This is a genomic window from Emcibacteraceae bacterium, from assembly GCA_041396985.1.
GTDB lineage: Bacteria > Pseudomonadota > Alphaproteobacteria > Sphingomonadales > Emcibacteraceae > Pseudemcibacter.
In genome coordinates, this window is sequence record JAWKXO010000002.1 from 447,320 (window position 1) to 460,739 (window position 13,420).

At 43.1% G+C, this 13,420-nt stretch carries 11 protein-coding genes; 6 read left to right on the forward strand and 5 right to left on the reverse strand.

Features of this window, described 5'->3' with window-relative positions:
• Positions 1-31: 31 nt before the first annotated feature.
• From R3D86_06690 to R3D86_06700, 3 genes are read right to left on the reverse strand one after another with little or no spacing between them, the layout of a single operon-like run.
• Entirely contained in the window at positions 32-2,185 is a 2,154-nt protein-coding gene (locus R3D86_06690; protein ID MEZ5757890.1) for a 3-hydroxyacyl-CoA dehydrogenase NAD-binding domain-containing protein, read from the reverse strand.
• Between the two features lie 12 nt (positions 2,186-2,197).
• On the reverse strand, positions 2,198-3,403 hold the full coding sequence (locus tag R3D86_06695; protein MEZ5757891.1) for an acetyl-CoA C-acetyltransferase: 1,206 nt from the start codon (positions 3,401-3,403) through the stop codon (positions 2,198-2,200).
• 23 nt (positions 3,404-3,426) lie between these two features.
• Positions 3,427-5,217 carry an acyl-CoA dehydrogenase C-terminal domain-containing protein gene (locus R3D86_06700; protein ID MEZ5757892.1) on the reverse strand — a complete coding sequence of 597 codons (1,791 nt, stop codon included), beginning with the start codon at positions 5,215-5,217 and terminating at the stop codon, positions 3,427-3,429.
• Between the two features lie 345 nt (positions 5,218-5,562).
• Between R3D86_06700 and R3D86_06705 the strand changes: the two genes are divergently transcribed.
• Complete coding sequence (locus R3D86_06705) at positions 5,563-6,489, forward strand: sulfite exporter TauE/SafE family protein (GenBank protein ID MEZ5757893.1); 927 nt, start codon at positions 5,563-5,565, stop codon at positions 6,487-6,489.
• Entirely contained in the window at positions 6,486-7,280 is a 795-nt protein-coding gene (locus R3D86_06710; GenBank protein MEZ5757894.1) for a TIGR02186 family protein, read from the forward strand. The genes R3D86_06705 and R3D86_06710 overlap by 4 nt, the downstream gene beginning before the upstream one ends.
• Before the next feature lie 10 nt (positions 7,281-7,290).
• On the opposite strand, the gene R3D86_06715 is transcribed toward R3D86_06710, so the two are convergent.
• Positions 7,291-7,572 (reverse strand): hypothetical protein, encoded by a 282-nt coding sequence (locus R3D86_06715; GenBank protein ID MEZ5757895.1) that lies wholly within the window; start codon positions 7,570-7,572, stop codon positions 7,291-7,293.
• Between the two features lie 202 nt (positions 7,573-7,774).
• Between R3D86_06715 and R3D86_06720 the strand changes: the two genes are divergently transcribed.
• Together R3D86_06720 and R3D86_06725 are read left to right on the forward strand one after the other, a co-directional pair.
• On the forward strand, positions 7,775-9,559 hold the full coding sequence (locus R3D86_06720; GenBank protein MEZ5757896.1) for an aminopeptidase P family protein: 1,785 nt from the start codon (positions 7,775-7,777) through the stop codon (positions 9,557-9,559).
• 24 nt (positions 9,560-9,583) lie between these two features.
• Positions 9,584-10,633: an enoyl-CoA hydratase/isomerase family protein gene (locus R3D86_06725; GenBank protein ID MEZ5757897.1), complete on the forward strand. Its 1,050-nt coding sequence runs from the start codon at positions 9,584-9,586 to the stop codon at positions 10,631-10,633.
• Here R3D86_06725 and R3D86_06730 read toward each other — a convergent pair.
• Positions 10,630-11,286 carry a pseudouridine synthase gene (locus R3D86_06730; GenBank protein MEZ5757898.1) on the reverse strand — a complete coding sequence of 219 codons (657 nt, stop codon included), beginning with the start codon at positions 11,284-11,286 and terminating at the stop codon, positions 10,630-10,632. The two genes, R3D86_06725 and R3D86_06730, sit on opposite strands and share 4 nt — an antisense overlap.
• Positions 11,287-11,334: 48 nt before the next feature.
• On the opposite strand from R3D86_06730, the gene R3D86_06735 reads away from it, so the two are divergent.
• Together R3D86_06735 and R3D86_06740 are read left to right on the forward strand one after the other, a co-directional pair.
• On the forward strand, positions 11,335-12,567 hold the full coding sequence (locus tag R3D86_06735; GenBank protein MEZ5757899.1) for an amino acid permease: 1,233 nt from the start codon (positions 11,335-11,337) through the stop codon (positions 12,565-12,567).
• Positions 12,568-12,604: 37 nt separating this feature from the next.
• Positions 12,605-13,366, forward strand: coding sequence for an arginine deiminase family protein (locus R3D86_06740; protein MEZ5757900.1), 762 nt, complete (start codon positions 12,605-12,607; stop codon positions 13,364-13,366).
• The last annotated feature ends 54 nt before the right edge of the window (positions 13,367-13,420 follow it).

Here is a 13,420-nt window from a genome sequence, read left to right on the forward strand (position 1 = left end):
ACATATGACGTTCATTCATGCAAGTTATAAGTTAACTGTAAAAACGTTGGCCATTTTTTTGCATTTTAAGAAGCATTTCTGGGACTTTAAAAACATCTCCGTGTTTTTTGGATAGCTCATCACATTCCTTGACGAACTTATCAATGCCAATAGTATCAATCATGCTGATTGGCCCACCGGTCCAGGGCGCAAAGCCCCAACCAAAAATGGCGCCGATGTCGGCATCTTCCGGTTCAGTCACCACATTTTCCTCTAGACAACGTACGACTTCAAGTGCCTGACGGTATATAAGTCTTTTTGTTACATCTTCCTGACTTGGCTGTTCTTCCGCAAGCGGATAATAGTCTGCCAGCCCCGGCCAGATATGCTTCTTATCATTTTCCGGATATTCATAAAAGCCTTTACCGTTTTTCTTACCATATCGGCCAAGTTCATAAAGTTTGGCAATAACCCCGTGGCTTGCTTCCGCGTGATATTTATTTCCAAGTGCCGCTTTTGTCGCCTCACTGATATGATGGCTGAGGTCAATACCGACCTCGTCATTAACCGCAAAGGGCCCAACGGCCATACCGGCATAAACTCCGCTATTTTCTATAAGAACCGGGGAAATGCCTTCTGAAAGCATATTGGAGGCTTCCAGTGGATATGTCATGAAACAGCGGCTGGTATAAAAGCCTCGGCTGTCATTGACAACAATGGGTGTTTTTCTGATCTGCCGGGTATAGTCCAGTGCCTTGGCAAGCGCCACATCACTTGTTTCCTTACCCAGTATAATTTCCACCAGCGGCATTTTATCAACGGGCGAGAAGAAATGAATACCGATAAATTTATCTTCACTACGTGACGATTTTGCCAGCATACTGATCGGCAGTGTCGATGTATTTGATCCGTAAATACAGCTTTCCGGGATAACCTCTTCCGCTTTTTTTGTAACGTCTGCTTTTACTTTCGGGTCTTCTAGCACCGCTTCGATGATCAGATCACATCCCTCAAGATCGGCATAATCGGTGGTTGGTTTGATCAGGCTTAAGAGCTGATCAGCTTCTTCCTGTGTTACCTTGCCGTATTTAATGCCCTTTTCGACAATACCCTGTGAATAGGCTTTGCCTTTTTCTGCAAATTTCATTTCCCGGTCAAGCAGGATCACTTCAATCCCCGCCTTTGCTGAAACATAGGCGATCCCCGCCCCCATCAGTCCGGCACCAAGCATGCCGAGCTTTTTGGTTTTTGCTTCCGGGACATCTTTTGGTCGTCTTATCAGCTTGTCTGCCTTGTTTTTATTGACAAAAAGTGTTCGGATCATATTTGGCGCGACATCACCCATCAGCTGCTGGGTAAAATACTGGCTTTCCACTTCAATAGCTTTATCCATAGGCAGTTGATGCCCTTCATAAACGGCGGAAAGGATGGCTACCGTTGCCGGATAATTATTTTTGGTTTCTTTCTGGGTCATGGCCGGTGCGCCCATAAAGGTCTGGACAATATTGGGATCATAAACACCCTGTCCACCGGGAATTTTGAAACGTTTCTGATCCCATGGCTGTTCGGCTTTCCCGCCTTCTATGATCCAGGCTTTGGCTTTGCCGATAATTTCATTAGCAGGTGCAATATCATGAATGACATTATTGGATAACGCCTGCTTGGGAGACATATTTTTCCCTTGTAACAAATAGGGAAGGGCAAGCTGAATTCCCATCAGCCTTGGCAGGCGCTGGGTTCCGCCCGCACCGGGAATAAGTCCGATCTGCACTTCCGGCAGTCCAAGTTTAATATTATCATTATCGGCGACAATCCGGTAATGACAGGACATCGCAAGCTCAAGCCCGCCTCCAAGGGTTAAACCATTTATGGCAATGGCAAAAGGTTTCCCGCAGATTTCAAGCGAACGAAATAATTTGTTTAAACTAAAGGACGCTTCAAACATTTCATCAGGTGTGGCATTTTTGCGACCGGCAAGGTTGCCAAGCACCATGTTGAGGTCTGCTCCGGCCAGAAAGGCGTTTTCCTTTGCTGAACAGATAACCGCCCCTTTTATTTTATCATCGCTGGCAATCGTTTTTATATGCGCTTCAAGGTCACTGATGAAGGCCTGATTGATAACATTCATGCTTTGATCTTCCACGTCAATGGAAAGAAGGGCAATACCGTCATTGTCAATTTCTATTTTAATGGCTTTATGTGTCATAATCTTCCTTCCTTACACGCGTTCAATGATGGTTGCCGTGGCCATGCCGCCACCAACGCATAATGCGGTCAGGGCATATTTACCGCCCGTACGTTCAAGTTCATCCAGAGCTGTTCCGAGGATCATATTGCCGGTTGCGCCAAGCGGGTGGCCCATGGCAATCGCTCCGCCGCAGACATTAACGTCACTTGTCGGCACATCCATTTCCTGACAAAAACGAAGCACAACGGAGGCAAATGCCTCATTCACTTCCCAAATATCGATATCCTGTTTGGTTAGCCCTGCTTTTTTGATGGCTTTTCGGGCGGCTTCGCCCGGACCGGTAAGCATTATGCTTGGATCAACCCCGACATCGGCAAAAGCGACAATCCGGGCCCGTGGTTTTAGATTATATTTTTTTGCTGTTTGCTTGTTACCGATCAGCATCGCACCAGCGCCATCAACAATGCCGCTTGAATTTCCGGCATGATGAACATGATTGACACGTTCAATATCCGGGTATTTCTGCATGATAACACTGTCAAAGCCGAGCTCGCCCATATCGGTAAAGGATGGCTTAAGGCCCGCCAGGTCCTCCATGGTTGTCTGTGGCCGCATATGTTCATCATGGTCAAGAACGGTTCTCCCAATTTGGTCCTTGATGGGGATAATGCTGTTTTTAAACCGTCCTTCCTCCCATGATTTTTTGGTCCGCTGCTGACTCAGAATGGCATATTCATCGCACTGCTGACGACTGAAGCCATATTTTGTTGCGATCATATCGGCACTGATCCCCTGCATAACCGTACCAATTTTATTGGTAACCTGAGGGTCGAAAATCCACGCTCCGCCGTCAAAGCCCATTGGAACCCGGGACATGCTTTCAACGCCACTGCCGATGACGAGATCTTTTTGACCAGCCATCACACTTGCTGCGGCATAATTGGTGGCAACAAGTCCTGATGCACAAAAGCGGTTTACATGAAGCCCGGGGACATGATCACTGTAACCAGCCATAATTGCCGCAAACCGGCCGATATCGCCACCTTGCTCACCTACCGCCGTGACGCACCCTGTGATCACGTCTTCAACCGCAGTTTCATCAAACTCGTTTCGGTCTTTAAGCGACTTTAAAACCTGTGTCAGTAGGCTGATCGGTGTTACGCTATTGAGGCTTCCATCCTTTTTGCCTCGTCCTCGTGGACTTCTTACATGATCAAATATAAAGGCTTCAGTCATATTGATTTCCTTAATTGTTTTCCTTAGAAAGAATTTGCATCCAGGGTCATAACATCCTCTGAACCGGCTTCAATTTTAATGCGAAGAGCCGTAGTCTCCGGAAGTAAATGTCGATAGTAGAAATTAGCCGTTTTAATTTTATTTTGTAGAAATTCCTTATCGCCTGAACCTTCGGCAATCATGGATTTTGCTTTTAAAACCATCATACCCCAGGCATATCCCATTGAGACAAGTGCCATCAGATTAAGATAATAATGGGCTACGGCACCGGCGTGGTCCGGGTTTTTTGTTGCATTCTGCATCAGCCACATAGTTGCAGCCTGTTGTCGGTTTAAGGCTTTCTCAAGTGCTTCTGAGTAGGATGCCATTTCTTCATTATCTTTATTATTATCAATAAATTTCTGAATGATCGTAAAAAAGCTTTTAATGGTTTCCCCGTTTTTATGGGGTAATTTACGGCCAATAAGATCCATAGCCTGAATGCCGTTTGTGCCTTCATAAATTGGGGCAATTCTGGCATCCCGAAGATACTGTTCCATGCCCCATTCGCAAATATAGCCGTGTCCGCCAAAACATTGCAATGCCCGACTGGCCGCTTCCACCCCCTGATCCGTCAGGTAGGATTTCAGAACGGGTGTTAGAAGGGCAAGCAAATCTCTCGCCGTTTCTTTTTTTTCTTTAGTTTCCTCTCCTATTGACCTGTCAATCTGTAACCCGGCCCAAACGATCATGGCTCTTGCCCCTTCGATAAAGGCTCTGTTCGTCATCAGCATCCGGCGGACATCAGGATGTACAATTATAGGATCAGCGGCTCCTTCAGGGTTTTTAACGCCGGTAAGTGCGCGTCCCTGTAATCTTTCTCTTGCGTAATTGGCAGCATTTTGCTGTGCCACTTCCGCTATGGCCAGCCCCTGAACGGCAACTCCAACACGTGCTTCATTCATCATGGTGAACATGGCGCGCATGCCTTTATTCTCAGGGCCAAGCAGGTAGCCTTTCGCATTATCGTAATTTAAAAGACAGGTTGCATTTGAATGAATGCCCATCTTTTCTTCGAGCGATCCGCAGCTCACGCCATTTCTTTCTCCAAGTGAACCGTCTTCTTTTACAATAAACTTTGGTACGATAAATAAACTAATCCCGTCTGTCCCGGCCGGTGCCCCGGTTATACGGGCAAGAACCAGATGGATAATATTTTCGGTAAGATCGTGATCACCTGCTGAAATAAATATTTTGGTGCCGGATATGTTATAGGAACCATCATCATTGGGCTCGGCCTTTGTACGCAATAGCCCCAAATCAGTACCGCAATGAGGCTCCGTCAGGTTCATAGTCCCTGACCATTTTCCGGAAATCATGTTTGGCAGATATAGTTGCTTTTGTTCATCGCTTCCCCATGTGTGAATGGTTTCTGAAGCTCCTTTTGTCAGCCCGGGATACATGGCTAGCCCCCAGTTGGAAGAAACCATCATTTCGTTAAGGGCAATACCCAATGTCATCGGCAGGCCCTGACCACCATATTCTGGGTCTCCTGTCAGGCTTTGCCATCCGCCATCGGTAAATTGTGAATAGGCCTCCTTAAAACCTTTAGGTGTAGTAACCACACCATTCTGAAGTAGGCACCCTTCCTTGCCTCCGCTCTGATTAATGGGCTGGAATATATTTTCAGTAAGTTTTGCGGCCTCTTCAAGAATAGCATCTATGACATCAGGAGAGGCCTCCTTAAAGGCTTCCAGAGTATTATACTGCTGAAGATCAAATACCTCATGCATTAAAAATTTATAGTCGGTCACCGGAGCTTTATATGTGGGCATTTGAAATCCTTAATTGTAATGCAATTTTTTGTGTGTGGCAGGATATCTTTTCCTTAAAGGTAAATATTATCATTAATTTATCAAGAGAAATATAGTAATTTGAGCAATAAGCTTAATCATATAAATTGAAGTATAATCCCTGATAATAATTTTTTAAAATATCTGTGATATAAACCCAAATATGCTTCCTAAATGTGACATTTTAATGATAAGATCGTGTTCACTTGCAGGAAAATAATTTTGGGTCTATATAAGGCCAAAGGTTGATTCTTTTTGTTGGTTTTGCAGGGGTTTTCAAATAAAGCACCGTAAAAAAATATAAACTCTAATATAAATGTAAATTAAATGCAGATTTACCTGCCTATTGCCGAACTTTCCATGAACATTTTTGTTCTGCTTGCCATGGGGGGTGGTGTGGGCTTTTTGTCGGGTATTTTTGGCGTTGGCGGCGGTTTTCTTATGACACCTCTGCTGATTTTTTCCGGTGTGCCACCGGCAATTGCTGTGGCTTCACAGGCAAGCCAGATTACTGCCGCATCCGTGTCTGGTGCCGTTGCACACTGGCGCCGGGGTGGGGTTGATTTCAAAATGGGTCTTGTTCTTATTGCTGGTGGTGTCATTGGCACCTATTTTGGAACGATGATCTTTACTTATCTTCGTGAAATCGGTCAGGTCGATCTCATGATTTCTCTCGCTTACGTTGTATTCTTGGGGGGAATTGGATTTCTGATGTTTATTGAAAGCATTCGTCGGATTATTCAGGAATTAAGGGGTATTACCCCCAAGGTCGAAAGACGTCAGCGAACATGGATTGATGCTCTGCCTTTTAAGATGCGATTTAGAAAATCCAAAATGTATATTAGTGTTATTATGCCGCTTGCCATTGGTGGGTTGGTGGGTGTTTTGTCGGCTATTATGGGTGTTGGCGGTGGATTTGTGATGATCCCTGCTATGATATATCTTTTGCATATGCCGACGAATGTTGTGATTGGAACATCACTCTTGCAAATTACATTTGTTACTGCTGCGACAACCTATCTTCATTCAATTAATACGCAGACAGTCGATGTGGTCCTGGCTATGGTTCTTCTGACTGCTGCGGTTATTGGCGCACAAGCCGGTGTTGTTGTCGGGGCAAAGTTAAAAGGCGAACAACTCCGTATTCTGCTTGCCAGTCTGGTTCTGATTGTATGCGCAAAAATGGCCTATGATCTGGTGGTTGAACCGAAGGATCTGTTCACTGTGTCCGCTATTTCTACTGAGGGCCTATGATGTTCAGGAAGAGTATAGTAGCGATAGTGGCGATGGCAATCATCATTTTTGGCAAAGTTAATCAGGGGCGCGCTGAAACTCTGGTGACTGACTTGTCTCAGCATCTTATTGAAATTACCTCACAGTTTTCAGGACGTGAACTTTTACTGTTCGGTGCACTCGAGCGTCATGCCATGGAAAGCATTCAGTCTGATGACATAGAGGTTCAGGGTCTCGATTATGATATCATTGTGGTGGTTCAAAGCAGCCCCACGGATGTCGTTATCCGGAAAAAAGATAAAGTTGCCGGTATCTGGATTAATAGTGAAGATCAGATTATGCGGGGCGTTCCAGGCTACTATGTAATAGGATCAACACGACCGCTGGATGAATTTTTATCCAAAAAAGATCAGTCTGACCTGGGGCTCGGTCTCGAAAATTTAAGAATTGTCAATGACGATGGTGAAGAAATTAAGGAATATAAAGAAGCACTCATCCGTAACATGATTGAAATTGGTCTCTATAAAGAAAGTAGTGGCAATGTCATGGTCAAGGATGAAATTTTATTTCGTGCCAATCTTGCCTTTCCGTCAAACATGCCGGTTGGCAATTATACTGCGGATGTTTATTTGGTTCGCGACGGCAAAGTCATCATTAACCACAGGACTGATCTGTTGGTTGACAAGAGGGGACTGGAAAGATTTATTTTCAATTTTGCCCATGAATATCCGCCATATTATGGGGTCATCGTTGTAATATTGGCTATTTCTATTGGTCTGTTCACCGGGTTTGTCGCCAAGAAAGTCAGCTGATATAAATTTCTTAATGCGCTGCTATTGTGTCTGTTCCCGGCAGGCTTTTTAAATATTGGGATATCTTGTGCCAGAGCTTTGCCGATTGAAAGTCCCTTTCCAACATCAGATTATGTTCAATTTTGGCAGAAATTTCAATAGCGACTGATCCATATTGTGTCAATAAATCCTGCGCTGTAATTTTGAGAAATGGATCGGGATCAATTCCCATAATTTTCATTTCAACAAGTATATTTGTCATCGTGTGGGGATTGGGTGTTATGGAATTTGCCGCACCGGTATACGTATTCATGCTAATGCTCCTGCTATATAAACATGAAGCAAAAGCCATGCCATTGCTAAGGCGCTGAATTTAAAGTAAAATATAAAAGAAAAATTTCACTGGGGCATTATATGCCGGGCATGAGTATGCAAAAGTATTAAAATTGCCGACTAATATACTTGCAAATTCTGATGATCCTGCAAATATAGTGCGCCAGAAACAAGAGGGTTAAATGGATAAAAGATTAAGGGCGTTCAGACAGGTCCTAAGAAAGCATAAGCTGTCAGGATTTATTGTTCCGCATACAGATGAACATCAAAGTGAATATACGCCTTCCTATGCTGAAAGACTAGCCTGGATTACGGGGTTTGACGGTTCGGCCGGGCTGGCAGCAATCACATTGAACCAGGCCGCTATATTTGTTGACGGGCGCTATACGCTACAGGTCAGGAACCAAGTTGATAGAGGCTTGTTCTCAATAATGAAATTACATGAAGATCAGGCAGAAGACTGGTTTCTGGATAATCTGGAGGACGGCGCTGTCATCGGTTATGATCCCTGGCTGCATAGTAAAATCTGGTTGGAAAAAGCGAGAAATACACTTGCTGCAAAAAATATTACTCTAAAAGCGTTAAGTAAAAATCCGATCGATGAAATCTGGCAGGACCGTCCGGCACCATCAAAGGCTCTGGCGCAGGTATATAAACTTAGATATTCAGGTGAAAAATCATCCTTAAAACGAAAAAGGATTGCTGAGGAAATAAAAGCAAAAGGGGCTGATGCGCTGGTTATCACATCACTTGACAGTATCGCCTGGCTTTTTAATATTCGTGGCTCGGATGTTGACATGACGCCTCTTGTTTTAAGTTTTGCCATACTTTACAGCACCGGAAGCGCAGATTTGTTTATTGATCCTACTAAACTTGATGATGATATGATCAGACATCTGGGAAAATATGTCTCCCATTATCCAAAAAAGGATTTCTTAAAAGCTGTAAAGTCGCTGGGTCAAAAAGGTTTATCAATAATGGTGGATCCGAAGAGGGCTCATGCAGCTGTTTTTGAAGCACTAAGCTCAGCAAAAAAGAAAGTTATTGAAGCGGACGATCCTATCCAGATTGATAAAGCCTGTAAAAATGATGTGGAACTTGAGGGAACGAAAAAAGCTCATATTCGTGATGCCGTCGCAGTATGCAGGTTCTTATACTGGTTAGACCGTAACGCGCCTTCAGGAAAAATAACCGAAATTGATGCTGTAAATGAGCTTTATGATTTAAGAAAAGAGGTATCACTTTTTCAGGGAAACAGTTTCGCGACCATCAGTGGTGCCGGGCCAAACGGGGCCATTGTTCATTATAAAGTGACTGAAAATACATGTCGGAAACTTGAGAAAGACATGCTTTATCTGGTTGATTCCGGTGGTCAGTATCTTGATGGTACCACTGATATTACAAGGACCATTGCAATCGGCACCCCGACCGAACAGCAAAAGGATCATTTCACTCGTGTTCTTAAAGGACATATAGCTTTGGCTCAGGCTCGATTTCCACTTGGCCGGACCGGGGCACATCTTGATACTCTTGCCCGTAAATCATTGTGGGATGTCGGTTTGGATTATGCACATGGTACAGGGCATGGTGTGGGTAGTTATCTTGGTGTTCATGAAGGTCCACAAAGCATTTCCCCTCTCAGCTTCAATGTGGCGCTTAAGCCGGGTATGATTTTATCCAATGAACCCGGATATTATAAAACGGGGGAATATGGCATTCGTATCGAAAATCTGGTCATTGTTCGACCCAGCGATTTCGAAGAAGATGAGCGCCCGATGTTACGTTTTGAAACCATTACCTTAGTCCCGATCGATACTCGTCTGGTAAATGCCCATATGATGTCTGCAGCGGAAATTACCTGGCTCAATATTTATCATGCTAAAGTTCGCGAAAAAATTTCTCCTTTGTTAGAAGGTGCGGAAAAAGAATGGCTGATAAATGCGACAAATTCAATTACAACGCTATAGAATAATTTAGAAACGAAGCATTAAATGAGTGAACATATTCTGTTTGAAGAAAAATCCGGTCTTGGAATTATAACGCTTAACAGGCCGCATGTTCTTAATGCACTCTCGACTTCTATGTGTTCAATTCTGGACAATCAACTAAAAGCCTGGGAAGAAAACGCATCAGTAAAAGCTGTCCTGATTAAAGGCGCAGGCGGCAAAGCTTTCTGTGCAGGCGGTGATGTGAGAGCCATTGTTGAGCAAGGGTACGAGAATAATTCTCTGGCCCCTGAATTTTTCTCGACAGAATATAAAATGAATGCCCGTATTTATCATTTTAACAAGCCATTTATAGCCCTTCTGAACGGAATAACCATGGGCGGAGGTGTCGGTGTCTCAATTCATGGTTCTCACCGGATCGTTACTGAGAATACCCTTTTTGCAATGCCTGAATCGGCGATCGGATTAATTCCTGATGTCGGGGGGAGTTATTTTCTGCCACGTCTTCCCGGTGCGCTCGGACTTTACCTTGGCCTGACCGGGGCAAGATTAAAAGGGTCTGATATATTATATGCTGGTATAGGTACCGCATATATGAGTGCTGAAAAATTACCTGATTTAATTGAAACACTTATCGAAGAAGACATTACCGGTCATGATGATGTGGATAGGATCATAGCCCGCTATGCTGAAGACCCCGGCGCTTCTTCACTTGATGAATTCAGAGACCTAATTGATGCGGCATTCAGTGAAAATACGGTAGAGGATATTTTTGATCACCTGAGTATCATTGATCATAATTGGGCCGGTGAGACGCTCGCCGTATTGAAAAAAATGTCACCCATCAGCCTTAAAGTCATCACTGAGCAGCTTTTCCGCGGCGCAAAGCTTGAATTTGATGACTGTATGAAGATGGAATTTCGGATTGTGTATGCCATTTCGTCATATGACAGTGACTTTTATGAAGGGGTAAGAGCCGTATTAATTGATAAGGATCATTCCCCAAACTGGATGCCCTCAACGCTGGATCAGGTAACAACGGAAATGGTGTTGGCCCATTTTAATATTCCTGCTGTTGGTGATTTGTCGCTTTAAAAGGGGACAGGACTGTCAAAAGTCATTTTTACTTTTTCTATTGGGTGCATAATAGTCAGTGAAGTTGAATGAAGACAAAGCCTGTCGCTCATGGCCAATGCCTTTACATGTGCATAAAAACGATCTCCCAGAATTGGATGCCCGAGTTCTTTTAAGTGAACACGTAATTGATGCGAGCGTCCGGTAAGGGGCATAAGTTCAACGTAACATTCATTTTCCAGTCTTTTGATGACACGCCATTCTGTCTGTGATGGTTTTCCATTTTCGAAATCAACCATTTGTTTTGGTCTGTTAGGCCAGTCACAGATGAGAGGAAGGTCAATTACACCTTCGTCTTTTTTTATTTGTCCAAAAATACGGGCACAATATTTTTTCCCGACATTTCTGTTTTGAAACTGAAGACTAAGATGGCGATGGGAGAATTTACTTAATCCCATTATAATAAGCCCCGAAGTATCCATATCAAGTCTGTGGACGGTTCGGGCATTGCCAAACTTCTCACACGCTCTTTTCTCCAGACAGTCTGTAAGTAATGGCCCTTTTCCCGGCACTGACAATAGGCCGCTTGGCTTGTCAAGGACGAGTATTTCATCGTCATGATAAACGATGTTCAAATAGGGATCTGTAGAAGGGCAATAATTTTCTATCATAATATCCTGTTCTTATATATTCTTCCTCTCAAAGAACAGAAAAATGTTTGCATGGGTGATATGAAAAAATCTTTGGGAATTTGGCGAACGTGGGCGCTGGTTGTTGGAACCATTATCGGATCAGGTATTTTTACTTTGCCTGCTATTCTGGCACCTTATGGAAAGAATAGTTTTTATGGTTGGGGACTTGCAACATTTGGCACGTTAAGTATTGCATTTGCGCTAAGCCACCTTTCTTCCCGAAACCCAAGAGAAGGCGGACCATATACATTTGTTAATGAAGCGTTCGGTCACTACCCTGCTATGTTTATTGCCTGGGGATACTGGATTTCTGTATGGGTATCAGTCGCTGCTATTGCCACGTCTTTTTCAGGATATATGGCAATTTTCATTCCCGTCATTGTGGACTATTATTGGTTATCTGCGCTTGTTGCGATTATGGTTGTCTGGATATTTACTTACATCAATGTTAGAGGGGTTGAGGAAGTAAGCATCGTTCAGTTGATTACGGTCATTCTAAAATTAATTCCCCTTTTTATAGTAGGGACCGTTGGATTTGTTATGGGGGATATTACTGACGTTCCGGTACTTAATCCGAAAGGGGAAAGTTTTCCTACGATGGTATCGGGAATTACACTTTTAGTTATGTGGTCATTTATTGGAATTGAAGCTGCAACAGTTCCATCTGATAATGTTGAAAATCCAAAAAAAACTATACCACGCGCACTTGTTCTAGGAACCTTAACAGGGGCAGGGGCTTATATTCTGGCAACCGCCGGGGTCATGGCTCTCATCCCATCAGAAATATTGCAAAGTTCTACCTCTCCATTTGCGGATGCCGCTTCTTTAATATTTGGTGACATTGGCGCTTTAATGATTGGTTTTGGTGCACTAATTGCCATTGGCGGTGCTCTGAATTCCAATATATTATTAAGTGGCACAGTGCCAATGGCAGGGGCAATTGACGGATTATTTCCATCATGCTTCAGGAGTAAAGATAAAAATGGAACACCAGTATTTTCATTGATTTTTTCAAGTGGTCTGACATCTGCAATCATTTTATTTAATGCTAATAAGGGTACGTTAAAAGCGTTTGAGATCATGATTTTAATTGCCACTTTCTCAGTATTATTAGCATATCTAGGAACCAGTCTGGCCAGTATAAAACTGCAGATAAAAGACAGAGAAAAAGGACAGCCTATAAATTTTCTGACATTTATGAATTCATTTTTGGCGACTTTATATTCCCTGTTTGCGATAATTGGGGCATGGGTAATTTACTGATTTACATAATCTGCAGATCAATCACTAAGGATCAAAAATGTTTAAGCATGCAATTGTAAGAAAGCCCTGTAAGACATTGATTGATGGACTTTCAGAAGCAAAATTGGGTAAGCCGAATTATGATAAGGCACTATTGCAGCATCAAGATTATGTATCTGCCTTAAAAGAATGTGGTTTGAATGTAAAAATTCTGAACGCCCTGGAAGACTTTCCCGACAGCTGTTTTGTTGAAGATGTTGCCCTTATGACACCTCACTGTGCAATACTTACCAGGCCCGGTGCACCAAGTCGGCGTGGCGAGGTGGATTTTATTAAAGATGCGGTTTTTAAATTTTATAAAGAAGTTGAAGAGATTAAAGAACCGGGTCTGGTTGAGGCGGGTGATATCATGATGGTTGGCGACCATTATTATATTGGGCTTTCCAATCGTACAAACCTGGAAGGAGCAAATCAGGTTATCGCCATACTTGAAAAATATGGAATGAGTGGTTCCGTGGTTGAAATGTCAGAAATGCTCCATCTAAAGACTGGGCTGGGATATTTGGAAAATAATGTTCTTCTGGCATGTGGAGAATTTATAGGGAAACCTGAGTTTCAATGCTATAATATGATAAAAATAAATGAAAAACAGAGCTACTCAGCAAATAGTGTCTGGATCAATGGCATTGTACTCGTTCCCAAAGGTTTTCCCGAAACGTCCAAAGCAATTGAAGATGCCGGTTATAAGGTCCGGGAAGTAGATGTATCAGAATTTCGCAAACTTGATGGCGGCTTAAGTTGCTTATCACTAAGATTCTAATTTACGTAATATTTTTATTAGATTATTTAAGTTAAAAAGCAGGGTTTAAATTTT

Bases quoted from the DNA above. Each gene is read 5' to 3' on its own strand.
- R3D86_06690 (MEZ5757890.1), bottom strand. From the start codon at position 2,185: ATGACACATAAAGCCATTAAAATAGAAATTGACAATGACGGTATTGCC.
- R3D86_06695 (MEZ5757891.1), bottom strand. From the start codon at position 3,403: ATGACTGAAGCCTTTATATTTGATCATGTAAGAAGTCCACGAGGACGA.
- R3D86_06700 (MEZ5757892.1), bottom strand. From the start codon at position 5,217: ATGCCCACATATAAAGCTCCGGTGACCGACTATAAATTTTTAATGCAT.
- R3D86_06705 (MEZ5757893.1), top strand. From the start codon at position 5,563: ATGCAGATTTACCTGCCTATTGCCGAACTTTCCATGAACATTTTTGTT.
- R3D86_06710 (MEZ5757894.1), top strand. From the start codon at position 6,486: ATGATGTTCAGGAAGAGTATAGTAGCGATAGTGGCGATGGCAATCATC.
- R3D86_06715 (MEZ5757895.1), bottom strand. From the start codon at position 7,572: ATGAATACGTATACCGGTGCGGCAAATTCCATAACACCCAATCCCCAC.
- R3D86_06720 (MEZ5757896.1), top strand. From the start codon at position 7,775: ATGGATAAAAGATTAAGGGCGTTCAGACAGGTCCTAAGAAAGCATAAG.
- R3D86_06725 (MEZ5757897.1), top strand. From the start codon at position 9,584: ATGAGTGAACATATTCTGTTTGAAGAAAAATCCGGTCTTGGAATTATA.
- R3D86_06735 (MEZ5757899.1), top strand. From the start codon at position 11,335: ATGGGTGATATGAAAAAATCTTTGGGAATTTGGCGAACGTGGGCGCTG.
- R3D86_06740 (MEZ5757900.1), top strand. From the start codon at position 12,605: ATGTTTAAGCATGCAATTGTAAGAAAGCCCTGTAAGACATTGATTGAT.